Raw genomic sequence first — 16,025 nt, 5'->3', positions numbered from 1 at the left:
CGGGGCCCAGCGCTACTGTGCGACCTGGGTGATTTCGAATGCCTTGGGCTGCTGGGCGGCGTGCGGGTGCTCGGCGCCAGCGTAAACCTTGAGCTTGCCCATCTGCTGATCGGCGAGCTTGTTCTTCGGGAGCATGCCCTTGATGGCCTTCTCCACGGCGCGCACCGGGTTCTTCTCCAGCAGCTCAGCGTAGGTCTCGGACTTGAGACCACCCGGGTAGCCGGAGTGACGGTATGCGCGCTTCTGCTCGAGCTTGGCGCCGGTCAGGGCGACCTTCTCGGCGTTAACGATGATCACGAAGTCGCCCATGTCCTGGTGAGGAGCAAAGGTCGGCTTGTGCTTGCCGCGCAGCAGAGTTGCGGTCTGGCTGGCGAGACGGCCCAGAACGACATCAGTGGCGTCAATGACGTGCCACTGACGATCTGCGTCGCCGGGCTTCGGGGTGTACGTACGCACGGTAATTGCCTTCGTTTCCTTGGTTACTGGTCAAGTACGCCTGCCGCGACGGCTGTGAGATCCGTCGGGTGACACACGCACTGTGTTACGAGTAGCGCTCAACCAGTTCATCAGGTGAGGACTGATTCCAACCGGTTCCCATATAACGCCTGCACACTTCACCGACCAGGGCCCTGCAACGAGGCCGTCACGTGAAATGCGGGATGTCAGGCACGGGTATGCACAACAGCTCTCAATCTTAGCAGCCCGCGGCTCGCAGCCCAACTCGAGACCCCCGCCACACGGGGCCAGATCGCAGCGCCACAGGCATAGCGATCATGTGCCGTGTGGCCGGCAGGTGATATGGGGCCGATCACACTGTGCGGCGGCAAGGGGTGAATTTTGAGGTTAAACCTTTCGGGCATTGACTGCGACGGCGTCACGAAAGCTCCCGTACCGACACTATGAGGGCATGGGACTACTCGACATTCTGCTGGGATCAGCTGCGATTGCCGCCGTCACGGTCTTGGCCTGGACCCTCGTCCGCACTCGCCGCGCGCGGGCTGCCGCAGCCCGTTACGAGGTGCATTGCGAGTCCTGCGAATTTCATCTCAGCGTGCCACGCGCGGGGTCCGAGGACATCGACTGGGCGCGCCGGCTGATCACCGAGCATCTCGACGCTGGTCACGCATCCCGTGCGTACCGGGAAACCCTGCCGGGCACCAGACCCCGTCGCGTGACCCCGAGCGAGGCCGCCGCTTCTGGGCGCCAGAACGACGCGCCGTCGCCTCAGAACGACGCCAGCGAACCGAGCTCCCGTTAACCGACGCGACGCTCGTCGCGTGACATGACAGACCGGTTCACCGGCGCCGCCCCCCGGAAAAAATCTGCCGCACCTCGGCCCGGGAATCGACCCGCAGCTTCTTCGCGATATTGGCCGCGTGGTACTCGGCGGTCCTGACAGAAATGACGAGCCGATCTGCAATTTCCCGATTCATCAGTCCGCGCCCAATGAGAGTCCCGATCTCTCGTTCGCGACGCGACAGCACCGTGAGATCTGCCGACGATCCTTGGGGTGCATCGGCAACCACCCCGTTCGATTCGGACGGCTCGTCCAGGCTCGTGGAATGAACTGCTAGCTCCCGAAGCCGCCCGATCAGCGCCGAGTTTCCGGCCCGAAGCGTTGTCGCATGACAGCTGATCCACAGCTGGTCCGCGCAGAGAACCCCCCGCAGGGCCTCGCTGGCGTAGGCCTGCAGGGCTGTGCCCGATTCCACGATGAGGCGCCCGAAGTCATAGGCCGCCAACGCGCGGTAGATACGCAGGCCACCACCACGCCCGTCTGGTTGTTCCGTCACAATGTTGGGAATCTCTGCGGAGGCACCGAGCGCCATCGAGTAGTGCCGCGCTGCAGCCTGCGGATCGTCCGTCGCAGTAGACAGGGCACGCAGGTAGGCGGTGACGAACGCAGTGACGGCCTCGGTTGCCGCGACGCGATGGTTGTGGAGAAGCCCCAGTGAATCCGTGGCGACACTCGTTCCGCCGGCGTAGTACTGCGAGCGCGCCAAGAGCGTCAGCGCGGCCATGCCTAGGGGCTGCCAGCCGAGGACGTTGTCGGACACGGGCAGGAGGGACGCCACGACTTCCTCGTGATCGCCGTCGGCCGTGGCCGCCCAAGCCCGCACGTACGCCGTCGCCAAATTCACGAAGGGGTACCACCGCACCTCTGGATCACGTTCCGCTGTCGACAACGTACGCTTCACCGCAGCCACACCGTACTGTGTCCCGGGAACCAGGGCGTCCAAGGCCACCATCGTCAGCAACAGTTCCGCGTTCCCCGTCCCGAACGCTTGTTCCCGGGCTAGCTCTGCGAACCGTTGGGCACCGTCAAACTGCCCGGCGTCGAAGTACGTCAACGCCAACTGACCGTAGGCGTCGGCCACCAGTTCTTCCGTCCCGTTCTCGAGCACGGGCCGATGCGCGAGGATGGCGGCGACGGAAGACCGATCGCCAAAGTCGCGGGCCCGCGCCGCCGTAAACACCCTCACGGCCAGCACATCGTCCTCGATGTGTGGGGCCGCTTCGAGCCGTTTGACGAGGCGACGGGACAGGTCAGCGAACTCGCCGGGACGCACGTGGCCCAACTCGGGGCCCAGCTCGGCCAATTCTTCCCACAGCCGAAGGCTCGCCCGCAACGCACCGAGCCGAGGCTGAGTCACGTATCCGTCGAGGTCCGTCTGATCCGAGGCCCTCAGCTCCTCTTCCAGCCGTCGCAGCTGTGCTGAGGCCAGCCGGCGCAGCTCGTGGCTTAAGTGCAGCGTTCCGCGCACCGCATCAGTGCGTGCGATGCGGTCGACGGCGCGGAGGTACGCATAGGCCGCGGCCGGGTGGTCCGGTTTAGAATCACCGGCCGCCAACAGATAGGAGATCGCGGCCTCGTAGCGGGCATTCGTGAAGCTCTCGAGCGCTCGAGCCACTGAAGCCAAGAACGGGCTGCGCGTTGCCCGCATCGCATAGCGGATGGTGCCACGGAAGCTCTCCCTGGGCTCGTCCCAACAGACAGCAAGAACAAGAGACAACACGGCGTCATCCGGGTGCGTGCGCACCAAATCCTGCAGAAGTTCCATGAGCGGGTCGAGCACACGGCGCTCCAAGAGCGAGAGCGCTTGCTCCGCTACGGCGCTGGGAATCGTCGTGACGCCGCCCGCGGTCGCGGGCCCCTCGAGAAACCGCATCACTTCCGCCGCCGGATGCGGGGCGATGGCCGCGAGAACACCCTGAACAGCTTCGTCCTGGGCCATGCCCCATTGCCGCACTGCCTGAGCGATCGGTTCGAGGGCAATGCGAAACCCACGTTGCGGCGCGTCCCAGCGGATGAAGTCCGCCTCTTGCAGAGCAATCAGTTCCCGTTGATCGAGGCGTTCTACCCCGCAGGCGGCGCGTAGCTGGGCAGGAGTGAGGACGACCGGGCTCACGGCGAGCGTTTCCACCACATGACGGCCCACAGGCGTGAGATAGGTCAGCGCATCGGCCACCGTTGCGTCAAAGTCGCGAACGCGTCGTGAGGAACGCGCAGCAAAGACGTCGAAAACTTCCGCGACAGCGGACGCGTCGTGGCGGTTTCCCTGCAGCAGGCGGGCGACGTCTTCCACGAGCAGCGGCAGGCCCCCGGTGATGCGGTGCAATCGGTGTGCCAGCGCTGGGGAGAGCGGCACGCCGAGGTGTGTGGCCAGCAGATCCCGGCTCTCGTCGACGGTCAAGGGCGCCAATCCGATGTAGGACGTGGTCGCGGGCGCGAGCGCTGCGTGAATCAACCGTTTCGCCGGATCTTCGAGCGAGGGGCGTGTAGTGCCGATAAACAACACCGGGTAGTTGCTGAGATAGGGCAGGATCCCCGACATGATCTCCGTGGAGATCGCGTCGATCCACTGACCGTTTTCTAGGATGATGACGGTCGGCTCGTCGAACGTGCCGAGGACGGACAAGGCAAAGTCAACGGCGACGGGCACGTCCGCCGCCAGTTCCGGGGTCATCCCGGGGATGAGCTTGCATGCTGCAGAACCGAGTTCATGGAGGTCGGTGGGCACCAGCGAGGCATACTTGCGCGGCCAATGCTGAGCCGCATGGAGTCCAGCCCAAACGACGGCGGATTTACCGACGCCCGCGTGGCCTTCAACCACCACAAAGCGATGCTCGCCGCGGGCGACGCTGGCGACGGCAGCGCTGAGCTGATCGACGGCCCTGTCCCGGCCAATCAACCTGCCATCCCCGATGCTCTCCCCCATGCCACAAGAGTGTAGTGATCGACCCCAACAAAAAACAGGTTCGAGAGCAGAGAAATCCCCTCGCCAGCTCAACCCGAAGGCATCGGGGGGGGAGGGAAAACTCCGGATTGAACTAGCGAGGGGCGACCGCCTATGAAAGGCGACTAAAACCAACGGTGAACCCAAAAAGAAGCGACATCAATAGATTATTGAAGCTTCACGTACCCCCGAGAGAACGTCACGTATCTCCCCGTACTTGAGCCCCATTTCCCCGTACCCCAGGGCATCCTCCCCTCCAGCACCCGGGCCGCATGACCTGCAGGTACGGGATAAACTACGGGGAATCTCGTGGCAGGCAAGCACCGCAAGCGCCAGATGCCTGGCCGCATCGTCATCCCTGTCGTCCAGTACATAAACCTTCAACTGAAGCGCGTTTCCGACATTCTCAAGATTTCCCGAAGTATGTCGTGAATAATCCACGACCAATACCTCTCCGCGCAAATTACTTAAAACAACCTGTTGGTGAGAAATTCCAAAGCCCTCGTATCCCTAGACAGCCCCGCGGAACACTCCTACTGTCCCAAATCAGACGCAGCGGTCGGGGACCGTGCGGGCCGGCCAGCCAGGTCACGCGCCACCCAGCAACGGGAAGGCTCCGCAACTCCCCTCATCCAGAATCCGCACCACCGGCGCCGCGGCAGTGACGCCACCGATTGACAGGGGTTAGCACCATGAACACGTTCCTCGCCAACATCTACCTCGCGCTCGAGACGCTGGGCTCCCGCCTGCGCCGCGACGAAAAGGGCGCCACCGCCGTCGAATACGGCCTAACCATCGGCATCATTTCGCTGGTCGTCCTGATCGGCGCCGGAGTCATGACCGGAGCGCTCAATGAACTTTGGATCCGCATCGGAGCAGAACTGGATGCGCTCGTCCCGTAGGTCAACGACACCGCAGGCCCTTGGGCCGGGGCCAACCATGGCCCCGCCCCGGGACCGACCCATTTCAGCGTGAGGAGCATCATGGGCTCGCAACAGCACCGAACCGGCCGGCCACGCGCCGAATCCGGCGCCTCGGCCGTCGAGTTCGCCTTGATCGTCCCGATTCTCCTCACGCTGATTTTTGGGGTACTGGAGTACGCCTGGTACTTCAACCAACAGATTTCCGCCACGCAGGGCGCGCGCGCTGCCGCGAGGGCCCACGTGCTCCATCACGACGAGCCCGGCTTTGACCTACTGTCGGTCGCCAACGCCGGCTCCCCCACCCTGACCATCGACTCCGCCGTAGCCTCCACCGCGGGATGCCCGGCCGGCACCACCGTCACGGTGACCATTGCGGGCGCCAACGACGCCCTGCTGGGGCTCTTCCCCTTACCCGCACAGATCGGCGCCAAGGGGGCCATGCAATGCGAAGGCTAACGCACCGTGAGTGGGCCGGCGAGCGCGGAGGATCCTCCGTCCTGGTCGCGGGACTCATGATCATCCTGCTCCTTTTTGTGGCCCTCGCGGTCGACGTCGGCAAGCTTTTTTGGGACCGCGCGGAGCTACAGAATGGGGCCGACGCAGCGGCCCTCGGCGTCGCGAACGCCTGCGCGGCCGACGCCGCCTCACCGGACTGCACCACCGACTCCGCGTTAGGCTCCTCCCTCTCGGCGGCGAATGCTGCCGACGGCGCCGCCGCCGCGCTGACCACCATCGACTTGTCCGCCCAGACGGTCACCGTGGTGACCGAGGCCCGCGAGGCGGGCGGCCCCGACGCCAATGGGTCCGCCGTCTGGTTCGGTCAACTCTTCGGCACGGACACCGTGGGCGTCCGCGCCCGGGCCGTCGCGGCCTGGGGTGGCCCCACCATCGGGGACTTCACGTTTCCGCTCGCCTTTTCAGAGTGCGCCCTAGCGGATTTCCTCGCCTCGGGAAGCGACACGGCCGGCTGGCTGACGTACGCCGCCAGCCCCTGCAACCCCCACGGCAACGCCATCCCGGGCAACTGGGGCTGGCTGGACCCGGACGGCAATTGCGAGGTCCACATCGACGTGGACGACGGCGTGATGTACCCCGGCGACACCGGTAACTCCATGCCGGCCTCGGGCGGGGTCAAGGCCATCTGCCAAGAGACGCTGGAGGACTGGATCACCGCCATCGACGCCGCGGGCGCCACCACGGTGTACTTCCCCGTTATTTCCGATTCGAACGGCCTCACCGGCTCCAACGTCGAATGGGAAATCACCGGCGTGGCCGCCTTCGAGATCGAGGCGTGGAAGTTCTCCGGCGGTGGATCGCCGGACCAATACCCCAACAACGCCTCCCTCCCCGCCGGGTGCACGGGCAGCTGCCGCGGCGTCTACGGAAAATTCGTGGAGATCTACGAGCCGGACGAGCTGGGCGGAGGCGGCGGGATTGACTACGGCGTCACCGTTCCGCCCGCTCTCATCGAGTAACGGCATCTCACCAGGACTCACCAACCAGCATCGCGTCCGCAGGGCGCCAACATTGAGGGGGACCAGTGAACGGCAGAATCATCGGCGGCATCGCCGCCTTCGTCTTAGCCGTCGTGGGCGCAGTACTGCTCTTCGCCTACGTGGGCGCAGCGGACCGCCGCGCCCAGGACGGCTTGGACCCGCAGGAGGTGCTTGTCGCCGTCGTCGATGCCCCGGAGGGGACCGCCGTCGAGGATCTCGGCGAGTACCTCGAAGCCTCCACGCTGCCGGCGACGGCCGTGGCGGAGGGAGCCCTGAGCAGCCTCGATGGTCAGCAGGGCCTGGTGCTCGCCCACCCCCTGCTAGCCGGCGAACAATTGCTGGAGACCAAGCTGGTGGACCCCGAGGAGCAGCTGGAACCCGGCACGGTGTCGGTCCCCGCGGGCCTGCAGGAGGTCACCGTGGTCCTCGACCCCGCCCGCGTGGTCGGCGGCAAGATCCGCGCCGGGGACCGGGTCGCGATCTACGGCAATTACGAACTCCGCATCACCGACGCCGAGGAATCGGACACGCAAGCGGACGGGACGACGACGGTGGATCGGACGAGCCTGCTCATGGAGCAGGTCTTGGTGACGGGCGTGCAGATCGCGACGCCGCAGCAAACGGACGCGGTGGCCCCAGACGGCGTGTCCGCCTTGCCGAGCGGCTCTGCGTTCGTGACCTTCGCGGTCGACGCGGATCAGGCTGGCCGCATCATCTTCACGCAGGACTTCGGCCTGACGTGGCTGACCAAGCAGAGCGAGAGCACGTCGGAAGCCGAGGTCCAGGACTGGGACGTGCAGGAGGTGCTCCGATGAGCCGCTTCCTCATCATCTCGGATTCGAACACCTTAGAGCCTCGCGTCATCCACGCCGCCGACGGCGTTCTCCCGGGCACCTGCTACCGGCTGAGCGCCTCCGCACTCGCCGCGCCGGCCGCCGACATCCTGCGCCGAAGCATCGGGGAGCCGACCGACGCCGTGCTGCTGGGAGCGGACGTCCCGCTCGAGGCGGCGCTGCTGCGGGCCACGGAACTGACCGGCATCGCACCGGACGTGGCCGTGATCCTCGTGACGGAGGCGGCTCAGGACCCGGACGTGCTGCGGTCGGCCATGCGCGCCGGTATCCGCGAGGTGCTCCCCGCGGGCGTGGACAGCGACCAGCTCCGGGTGGCGCTCGAACGATCCTGCCACCTCGCGGAACGCCGCCGGCAGCGCACCGAACCGGAGAGCGGTGGGCGCCGCGGCGACGTCGTCCTCGTCATGTCCCCGAAGGGAGGTGTTGGCAAGACCACTGTCTCCACGAACCTCGCGGTGGGGCTGAATAGCCTCACCCCGCAAAAGGTCGTCATCGTGGATCTCGACCTGCAGTTCGGCGATGTGGCCACCGCGCTGAATATCGACCCGAAGCACGTCATCACCGATGCCGTCTACAACTCGGCGGCGCACGACACGATGGTCCTGAAGGCGTACCTGAGCCGGACGGAACAGGGCATCTACGCGCTGTGCGGACCGCGCACGCCGAGCGATGGGGATCAACTAAGCACTACGCAGATCGGCAACCTGATCGATCAGCTGACCACCGAGTTCGAGTTCGTGGTCGTTGACACGGCACCTGGCCTCGGAGAACACCTCCTCACCGCTCTAGAACGGGCGACGGCGGCGGTGTGGGTGTGCGGCATGGACGTGCCCAGCGTCCGGGGCATGGCCGAGGCGCAGTCCGTGCTCCGCGAATTGGACCTACTCCCCCGAGGCCGGCACACCGTCCTGAACTTCGCGGACAAGCGCAGCGGTCTGACGGTCGCTGACATTGAGTCCAGCCTCGGAACGCCCGTTGACGTGGTGATCCCGCGGTCCCGCACCCTGCCGCTGAGCACGAATCGCGGCGTACCTCACGTGGCCGAGGGGCGGCACGACGGCGCCTGGCGGGGCCTGACCAAGCTGGTCAAGCGCTTCGACACGGAAGAACGGGCGCAACTGCGCCAACAGCATCGACGGGAGGTCATCTCATGAAACTCTCCGACCGGCTGAAGACCATCCGGGGCACAACGGACCCCATCCAGCCCACCGCGCAGGGCGCGCCCGACCCGCTCGGCCCAGCCGACGGCGTCGCACCCTCCCACCACACGGCCGGGTCCGACGAGGCGGCGCTGCCCTCCGCTGCCAGCCCGCTGCAACCAACCGATCCTGGCCCCGGCTCCCCCGCGTCCCCAGCCTCGGCGTTCTCGGCCCAGGAATCCGCCTCGGTCTCCCCTGTTGAGCCCCGGGCTTCTGGCCCGCGGGCGCCCGACGCGCTCTCCGGCCTCAAGGCGCGGGTGGCTGAGACGCTTTTCCAGCGCCTCGGCTCGCGCATGAGCGACCCAAGCCTGAGCGAGGACGCCCTGCGCGCCCTCGCCCGGGACGAACTCAGCCGGGCCATCGATGCCGAACAAGTTCCACTGACGCCTGAGGAGCGGCGGCGACTCATCCGCACGGTGGGCGACGAGGTCCTGGGCCTCGGCCCGCTGCAGGCCCTGCTCGATGACCCCACCGTCACGGAGATCATGGTCAACCACCACGAACAGATCTTCGTGGAGCGCCACGGCCGATTGTCCGCAGTGAACGAGTCCTTCAGCACCGATGATCACCTGCGCCGCGTGATCGAGCGGATCGTCTCCCGCGTCGGGCGCCGCATCGATGAGTCCTCGCCCTTGGTGGACGCCCGGCTCGAGGACGGGTCCCGCGTCAACGCCATCATCCCGCCGCTGGCTGTCAACGGCCCCAGCCTGACCATCCGCAAGTTCGGCGCGGTGCCGCTCACGGTGTCGGACCTCATCGGCTACGGGACCGTGAGCCCGGAGATCGCGGACCTGCTCCGCGCGTGTGTCCAGGCCCGACTGAACATCGTCATCTCCGGCGGGACCGGCACAGGCAAAACCACGCTGCTGAACGTCATGTCCTCCTTCATCCCGAACGACGAGAGGATCGTCACCATCGAGGACGCCGTCGAGCTCCAACTGCAACAAGACCACGTGGTCAGGCTGGAATCGCGGCCCCCCAACATTGAGGGCAGCGGCGCCGTCACCATCCGCGACCTGGTGCGGAACTCGCTGCGCATGCGGCCGGACCGAATCGTTGTCGGCGAGGTGCGCGGCGGCGAGTCACTCGACATGCTGCAGGCCATGAACACCGGCCACGACGGCTCCATCTCCACGGTCCACGCGAACGCGCCGCGGGATGCCATCGCCCGCCTAGAAACACTGGTCCTCATGGCCGGAATGGACCTGCCGCTGCGCGCCATCCGTGAGCAGATCGCTTCCGCCGTCGACGTGGTGGTCCACCTCGCCCGCCTGCGCGACGGCAGCCGCCGCGTCACCCATGTGACGGAAGTCCAGGGCATGGAGGGCGACGTCGTCACGCTGCAGGACGCCTTCGTGTTCGACTTCTCGGCCGGCGTGGACCAGCAGGGCCGCTTTCTGGGCCGCCCCATCTCCACGGGTGTCCGGCCACGGTTCGTGGAGCACTTCAAGGACGTTGGCGTGCGGCTGCCGATGGGCCTGTTCGAGGCGGGCCCGCGATGAACGGCGCAGCGTGGTTCCTGCTCGGCGGGCTCGCGAGCTCCGTGGCGGCCCTCGCGCTCGCGGTGCTCGTGTTGCTACGACCCGCCACCTCGTTGGTCCCTAGGGAACGACGGCGTCCCACGGCGACGGTGGGTTCCTCCTCGCCGATGGCCCGGCTGGGCCAGGCCGCCGTGACCGCCGTGGACACCCGGATCGGGGCCAACGGCGGTGGCTGGCTGGGCGCCGATGCGCTGGAGGACGCTGGGATCCGCCGGGCGCCAGCGGAAATGATGGTTTTGACGATCATCGCGTCCGTCGTGGCGGGCACAGCCGGATGGGTGCTGGGCGGCTTCATCGCGGCCCTCCTCGGTGTCGCCGCGGCTCCGGTCGCCGTGCTCGTCACCCTCCGGGTGCGTGCCGAACGGCGGCGCTCCGCGTTCGACGATCAGCTGCCGGACCTCCTCATGACGCTCGCTGGCAGCCTCCGCGCAGGGCACTCGGTGGTACGCGCACTCGACGGCGCGGCCCGCGAGTTCGCTGCTCCGATGAACGAAGTCCTCAGCCGCGTCGTCAACGAGGCCCGGGTGGGCCGGAATCTGGAAATCACGATGCAGGAAGCCGCTGCGCGCATGCGTTCGGAGGACTTCGCGTGGGTCGCTGAGGCCATCCGCATCAACCGTGAGGTCGGTGGGGATCTAGCCCGCGTCCTCGATCAGGTCGGTCAAACGATTCGCGAACGGGCCGAGATCAAGGGGCAGGTCCGGGCCCTCTCGGCCGAAGGGCGCATCTCCGCCTACATCCTCATCGCGCTGCCCTTCGCCCTCGCCGCCATCATGTCCGTGATGAACCCCGACTACGTCGGGACGTTGGTCAGCCACCCGATCGGGATCCTGCTGCTGGTCGTCGGCGCGCTGCTGATCATCATCGGCTCGATCGTGCTGCATCGGATGATTCGGATCGAGTTTTAGGGGCGTGACAACGATGACGTGGTTTGGATGGCTGGCCCTAGTGCTAACGGTGGTGCCCGTAGCGGTCCTCACGTACGGGCTGATCGCCGTCGACCGACGGTCAGTCTCACTGGTCCAACAAAACCTCACGCGCGTCAGCTCGCCTGACGCGGCGCCCGCGGCCCGGGGCGGTGAATTCCTCGCGTTGGCTCGCCGGCTCACGCCGGGCACCTACGCTGCTGGCTTGGACCGGCAGCTCGCACGCGCTGGACGGCCCGCCGCATGGCCGCTGGAGCGGATCCTCAGCGCCAAGCCGCTCTTGGCCATCGCGGGCTTCGGCCTCGGCGGGCTCGTCGTCTGGAGTTCTCCCGCCCCGGCCACGGTGTTGGCGTGGATCCTGCTCGTGGCGCTCGGATACTTCTTGCCGGACCTGCTCCTGCTCAACGCTGCGCTCAAGCGCCAAGAAGCCTTGCAGTTGGAGCTACCGAACGTGCTGGACCAGTTACTGATCTCCGTCGAGGCCGGGCTGGGACTCGAGCAGGCTATGTCACGCGTTGCTGCGCGGGGCACGGGGCCGATGGCCGAGGAGATGTCCCGTACGCTTCAGGAAATGCAGGTTGGGCGGTCGCGCAGCGAGGCCTATCAAGCCATGGCCGACCGCAGCACCTGCCAAGATCTGGCGTCCTTCGTCCGGGCGGTGACCCAGGCGGACCGCTACGGCATCGGGATCAGCCGGGTGCTGGCCACTCAGGCCGCGCAGATGCGCGTCAAGCGGCGCCAACGCGCGGAAGAGAAGGCCATGAAGCTGCCCGTGAAGATCCTCTTCCCGTTGCTGTTCTTCATCTTTCCCACGATCTTCATCGTGGTGATGGGGCCGGCCGTGATTAATATTCTTGAGAGCGGCATTCTCGACTCCGCCCGGCTGGGCCCCTAACCCGCCCGGCGCTCCGAGGCCTACAGCGGCTGCGTGTCCCCCGGCGACCGGCGGGCGCGGGTCTGTTCCGCCCGGCGGGCGAGTTCCGCCGCCTCCGGATACAGGACGTCCTCGAGGACGAGGGGATGCGGAGGAGCCAGCACGGTATGCGAATCGCGCACTTGGGCCACGAGGCGTTGCCGGAGCCACGCCGGATCCTGAGCCCCGGAGCCGACCTTGAGGCTCGCGCCGATGAGTGCGCGGACCATGTTGTGGCAAAACGCATCAGCCTCGAGACGCACCGTGATGATGCCGTCCCCAGCGCGTTCGAAGCCCCAAGATTCGAGCGTGCGGATCGTCGTCGCCCCCGCTCGGGGTTTACAGAAGGACAGGAAATCGTGCCGGCCGAGGACCAAGGCGGTCGCCTCGTTCATCGCCGCGACGTCCAGTTTCTCGGGGTGCCACAAGGTCAGTCCCCGGGTGAGGGGGTCCCACTGCTCGGTTCCATCGGCGATCCGGTAGGAATAACGCCGCGCGAGGGCGGAGAAGCGCGCGTCAAAGCCCGGATCCGCCACCTCGGCGCTCCGAATCAGAATGGCCTGTCCGTGCCGGGCCAGCACGCCCCTGAGTCGGCGGGTCAGCGCCTGTGCCGGAGGCAAGTCGCGGCCGCGGGAGAGCCCCTCGAATTCGGCTGAGGTGAGGTCGAAGTGGATCACCTGACCGCGCGCGTGGACCCCCGCGTCGGTCCGCCCGGCCACGGTGATCCGCACGGGCCGGCGAATGAGGAGCTCCAGCCCGTCCTCGACGCGCCCCTGGACCGTGGCCAAGCCGGGCTGGCGAGCCCAGCCGGAGAACTCGGAGCCATCGTAGGCGAGGGTCACCTTGAGGCGCACCAGCGCCGGCTCAGTAGCGCCCTCGGCCACGGTGAAACCGGCCGAGTGCAGGGCATCGTGCGAAGTCATGACTGCCATTCTAAAAGCTCCGTTAACGACCCTGGCCCGTGCCGCCGCTCCCTGTCGGGAACAACGGCACGGGCCAGCGGGCGACGTACCGGAGGGACTTAGTCCTCCTTGGTCTCCGCGGTCTCCTGTGCCGGAGCCTCGGAGGCCGGAGCGGCCTTCTCAGCGGCCTTCTCGGCCTCGGCCACGACGGCCTGCTTCGGGGACACCGGCTCCATCACCAGGGAGATGACGGCCATCGGGGCGTTGTCGCCCTTACGGTTGCCAATCTTGGTGATGCGGGTGTAGCCGCCGTCGCGGTTAGCCATGACCGGTGCGATGTTCTCGAACAGCTCGTGAACGATCGACTTGTTGGTGCGGCTGCGGGACGCGATGGCACCCTGCACGCGGCGGCGCGAGGCCAGGTCGCCGCGCTTGGCGAACGTGACCAGACGCTCTGCGTAGGGGCGCAGGCGCTTGGCCTTGTGCACCGTGGTGGTGATCTGCTTGTGCTCGAACAGCTGGGCTGCCAGGTTGGCGAGCATCAGGCGCTCGTGTGCGGCACCGCCGCCGAGACGCGGGCCCTTAGCGGGGGTAGGCATGGTATTTCTCCTCAAGTGATGTCCGCATACCCGCGCCTCGCGGCGGGAGCATCGGACGAAAAACTACTAATGGGGGTGAAGGGCCTTAGGCCTCTTCGTCACCGTGTTCGGCGTCGTCTTCTTCGATCGAAGCAGCGTGCGCGGCGAGGTCATAACCGGGAGGGGAATCCTTCAGGTTCAGACCCAGGTCGATCAGCTTCGCCTTGACCTCGTCGATGGACTTGGCACCGAAGTTCCGGATGTCCATCAAGTCCGCCTCGGACCGCGCCACGAGCTCGCCCACAGTGTGGATGCCCTCGCGCTTGAGGCAGTTGTAGGAGCGGACGGTCAGGTCCAGGTCCTCGATCGGCAGCTGCATGTCAGCGGCCAGGGCCTGATCGCTTGGCGACGGACCGATCTCGATGCCCTCGGCGGCCGAGTTCAGCTCGCGGGCGAGACCGAACAGCTCCACCAAGGTGGTGCCGGCGGAAGCGACGGCGTCACGCGGGACGATCGACTCCTTGGTCTCCACATCGACGATCAGCTTGTCGAAGTCGGTGCGCTGCTCAACACGGGTCGCCTCCACGCGGAAGGTGACCTTCAGAACGGGAGAGTAGATCGAGTCGACCGGAATACGGCCGATCTCCGAGTCAACGCTCTTGTTCTGGGCTGCCGAGACGTAGCCGCGGCCGCGCTCGATCGTCAGCTCCATGTCGAACTTGCCATCGGAGTTCAGGGTCGCGATGTGCAGGTCCGGGTTATGGAACTCGACGCCGGCCGGCGGGGTGATATCAGCTGCCGTCACGACACCCGGACCCTGCTTGCGCAGGTAGGCGACGACCGGCTCGTCGTGCTCCGAGGACACGGCCAAGTTCTTGACGTTGAGGACCAGCTCGGTGACGTCCTCCTTCACACCCTGAACGGTGGTGAACTCGTGCAGCACGCCGTCGATCCGGATGCTGGTGACAGCGGCACCAGGAATCGAGGACAGCAGCGTGCGGCGGAGCGAGTTGCCCAAGGTGTAGCCGAAGCCCGGCTCCAGCGGCTCAATCGTGAACCGGGAACGGTTGTCTGAGACTACTTCTTCAGTGAGGGTGGGGCGCTGTGCAATAAGCACTTACATTTCCTTTCAGCGAGCGTCCGCTATATGACGCAACACATGTGGGTGGAAACGACGTCTGCCGTGGGCCGGCGTCCGTCTTTGAAGTGAGTTGACGCTCCGGCCGGTGCCAGCCGTCGTCGTTCCGTGTGCACGGTACGACGACGGCGGGGCACCCGCCGCTGAGAAGCAACTTAGACGCGGCGGCGCTTCGGCGGGCGGCAGCCGTTGTGAGCGCTCGGGGACACGTCCTGAATGGAGCCGACCTCGAGGCCAGCGGCCTGAAGCGAGCGGATCGCCGTCTCGCGGCCCGAACCCGGGCCCTTGACGAAGACGTCAACCTTCTTCATGCCGTGCTCCTGAGCGCGCTTGGCAGCGGACTCCGCTGCGGTCTGCGCGGCGAACGGAGTCGACTTACGCGAACCCTTGAAGCCAACCTCACCGGCGGAAGCCCAGGAGATAACAGCACCGGTCGGATCCGTGATGGACACGATGGTGTTGTTGAAGGTCGACTTGATGTGGGCCTGGCCCAGGGTGATGTTCTTCTTGTCCTTGCGACGCGGCTTGCGCACCGCTCCACGAGTCTTAGGGGGCATTGATTACTCCTACGAAATCTTTGGCTTAAGTGTGCCGCGAGAGCGCGGTCTTACTTCTTCTTACCGGCGACGGTGCGCTTCGGGCCCTTGCGGGTGCGCGCGTTGGTCTTGGTGCGCTGACCGCGGACCGGAAGGCCCTTGCGGTGGCGGATGCCCTCGTAGGAGCCGATTTCCACCTTGCGGCGGATGTCGGCTGCCACTTCGCGGCGGAGGTCGCCTTCGACGGTGAAGTTGCCTTCGATGTATTCGCGCAGCTTGAGCAGCTGATCGTCGTCGAGGTCCTTAACGCGGATGCTCGGGTCAATTCCCGTAGCGTCCAGGGTCTGTGCTGCACGGGTGCTACCCACGCCGTAGATGTAGGTGAGCGCGATGATCACGCGCTTCTCGCGCGGGATGTCTACGCCAGCGAGACGAGCCATAGTGGTTGTCTTCCTGTTCTTGAATTCGGAGGTGTGGAGCAGCACGGCCCGGTTTCCCGGTCCCCGGCCTCCGTGCCGGGGGTGTGCATCCCGCGTAGTGGATGCTGTGCTGCCGATGTACTGACTACGCGCAGGGTTCCCGTGAGGGGAATTAGCCCTGGCGCTGCTTGTGGCGCGGGTTGTCGCAGATCACCATGACCACGCCACGACGGCGGATCACTTTGCACTTTTCGCAGATCGGCTTCACGCTAGGGTTGACCTTCAAGGCATCTTCCTTTTGCGATGTGGTTAGAAGTGGAGCAGTAAACACGAACCGCGCCCGCGAATCTCGCCCTCCACCG

At 66.3% G+C, this 16,025-nt stretch carries 16 protein-coding genes and 1 pseudogene; 9 read left to right on the top strand and 8 right to left on the bottom strand.

Annotated features, from left to right (window positions below; genetic code table 11):
• Nucleotides 1–12 precede the first annotated feature (12 nt).
• Nucleotides 13–456, bottom strand: a complete 444-nt coding sequence (gene rplM / locus IW252_RS11100; protein ID WP_196836609.1) for a 50S ribosomal protein L13 — start codon at nucleotides 454–456, stop codon at nucleotides 13–15.
• A 451-nt stretch (nucleotides 457–907) separates the two neighbouring features.
• Between rplM and IW252_RS11095 the strand changes: the two genes are divergently transcribed.
• Entirely contained in the window at nucleotides 908–1,258 is a 351-nt protein-coding gene (locus tag IW252_RS11095; RefSeq protein ID WP_196836608.1) for a hypothetical protein, read from the top strand.
• A gap of 37 nt (nucleotides 1,259–1,295) precedes the next feature.
• Here IW252_RS11095 and IW252_RS11090 read toward each other — a convergent pair whose 3' ends face one another.
• The gene (locus tag IW252_RS11090) at nucleotides 1,296–4,220 is read right to left on the bottom strand and encodes a LuxR C-terminal-related transcriptional regulator (RefSeq protein WP_196836607.1); all 2,925 of its coding nucleotides are present in this window, start codon (nucleotides 4,218–4,220) and stop codon (nucleotides 1,296–1,298) included.
• A 710-nt stretch (nucleotides 4,221–4,930) separates the two neighbouring features.
• Here IW252_RS11090 and IW252_RS11085 point away from each other — a divergent pair.
• The 8 genes from IW252_RS11085 to IW252_RS11050 all read left to right on the top strand — a co-directional run bounded on the left by IW252_RS11085 (nucleotide 4,931) and on the right by IW252_RS11050 (nucleotide 12,072).
• Nucleotides 4,931–5,140 carry a Flp family type IVb pilin gene (locus tag IW252_RS11085; RefSeq protein WP_196836606.1) on the top strand — a complete coding sequence of 70 codons (210 nt, stop codon included), beginning with the start codon at nucleotides 4,931–4,933 and terminating at the stop codon, nucleotides 5,138–5,140.
• A gap of 81 nt (nucleotides 5,141–5,221) precedes the next feature.
• Nucleotides 5,222–5,617, top strand: coding sequence for a TadE family protein (locus tag IW252_RS11080; RefSeq protein ID WP_196836605.1), 396 nt, complete (start codon nucleotides 5,222–5,224; stop codon nucleotides 5,615–5,617).
• Complete coding sequence (locus IW252_RS11075; RefSeq protein WP_196836604.1) at nucleotides 5,605–6,636, top strand: TadE/TadG family type IV pilus assembly protein; 1,032 nt, start codon at nucleotides 5,605–5,607, stop codon at nucleotides 6,634–6,636. Before IW252_RS11080 ends, IW252_RS11075 begins: the two co-directional genes overlap by 13 nt.
• A gap of 65 nt (nucleotides 6,637–6,701) precedes the next feature.
• On the top strand, nucleotides 6,702–7,472 hold the full coding sequence (cpaB, locus tag IW252_RS13740) for a Flp pilus assembly protein CpaB (RefSeq protein ID WP_196836603.1): 771 nt from the start codon (nucleotides 6,702–6,704) through the stop codon (nucleotides 7,470–7,472).
• The gene (locus IW252_RS11065; RefSeq protein WP_196836602.1) at nucleotides 7,469–8,665 is read left to right on the top strand and encodes an AAA family ATPase; all 1,197 of its coding nucleotides are present in this window, start codon (nucleotides 7,469–7,471) and stop codon (nucleotides 8,663–8,665) included. Before cpaB ends, IW252_RS11065 begins: the two co-directional genes overlap by 4 nt.
• Nucleotides 8,662–10,212 (top strand): ATPase, T2SS/T4P/T4SS family, encoded by a 1,551-nt coding sequence (locus tag IW252_RS11060; protein WP_196836601.1) that lies wholly within the window; start codon nucleotides 8,662–8,664, stop codon nucleotides 10,210–10,212. Before IW252_RS11065 ends, IW252_RS11060 begins: the two co-directional genes overlap by 4 nt.
• A complete protein-coding gene (locus tag IW252_RS11055; RefSeq protein ID WP_196836600.1) occupies nucleotides 10,209–11,159 on the top strand; it encodes a type II secretion system F family protein in 951 nt (316 codons plus the stop codon). The genes IW252_RS11060 and IW252_RS11055 overlap by 4 nt, the downstream gene beginning before the upstream one ends.
• 13 nt (nucleotides 11,160–11,172) lie before the next feature.
• Complete coding sequence (locus IW252_RS11050; protein WP_196837240.1) at nucleotides 11,173–12,072, top strand: type II secretion system F family protein; 900 nt, start codon at nucleotides 11,173–11,175, stop codon at nucleotides 12,070–12,072.
• 20 nt (nucleotides 12,073–12,092) lie between these two features.
• Here the strand turns inward: IW252_RS11050 and truA are convergent, their stop codons facing one another.
• The 6 genes and pseudogenes from truA to rpmJ form a co-directional block, all read right to left on the bottom strand.
• On the bottom strand, nucleotides 12,093–13,013 hold the full coding sequence (gene truA / locus IW252_RS11045; RefSeq protein WP_196836599.1) for a tRNA pseudouridine(38-40) synthase TruA: 921 nt from the start codon (nucleotides 13,011–13,013) through the stop codon (nucleotides 12,093–12,095).
• Nucleotides 13,014–13,120: 107 nt separating this feature from the next.
• Nucleotides 13,121–13,591: pseudogene (gene rplQ / locus IW252_RS11040) on the bottom strand (50S ribosomal protein L17); the annotation flags it as partial.
• Nucleotides 13,592–13,676: 85 nt separating this feature from the next.
• Nucleotides 13,677–14,687, bottom strand: a complete 1,011-nt coding sequence (locus IW252_RS11035) for a DNA-directed RNA polymerase subunit alpha (RefSeq protein ID WP_196836597.1) — start codon at nucleotides 14,685–14,687, stop codon at nucleotides 13,677–13,679.
• A 176-nt stretch (nucleotides 14,688–14,863) separates the two neighbouring features.
• Nucleotides 14,864–15,265: a 30S ribosomal protein S11 gene (gene rpsK, locus IW252_RS11030; RefSeq protein ID WP_196836596.1), complete on the bottom strand. Its 402-nt coding sequence runs from the start codon at nucleotides 15,263–15,265 to the stop codon at nucleotides 14,864–14,866.
• A gap of 50 nt (nucleotides 15,266–15,315) precedes the next feature.
• Complete coding sequence (gene rpsM / locus IW252_RS11025) at nucleotides 15,316–15,684, bottom strand: 30S ribosomal protein S13 (protein ID WP_196836595.1); 369 nt, start codon at nucleotides 15,682–15,684, stop codon at nucleotides 15,316–15,318.
• A gap of 151 nt (nucleotides 15,685–15,835) precedes the next feature.
• Nucleotides 15,836–15,949: a 50S ribosomal protein L36 gene (gene rpmJ, locus IW252_RS11020; protein ID WP_102159552.1), complete on the bottom strand. Its 114-nt coding sequence runs from the start codon at nucleotides 15,947–15,949 to the stop codon at nucleotides 15,836–15,838.
• Between the last annotated feature and the right edge of the window lie 76 nt (nucleotides 15,950–16,025).

This window comes from Zhihengliuella flava, from assembly GCF_015751895.1.
Taxonomy (GTDB): domain Bacteria; phylum Actinomycetota; class Actinomycetes; order Actinomycetales; family Micrococcaceae; genus Zhihengliuella; species Zhihengliuella flava.
This window is presented reverse-complemented; position numbering and strand designations above follow the sequence as displayed.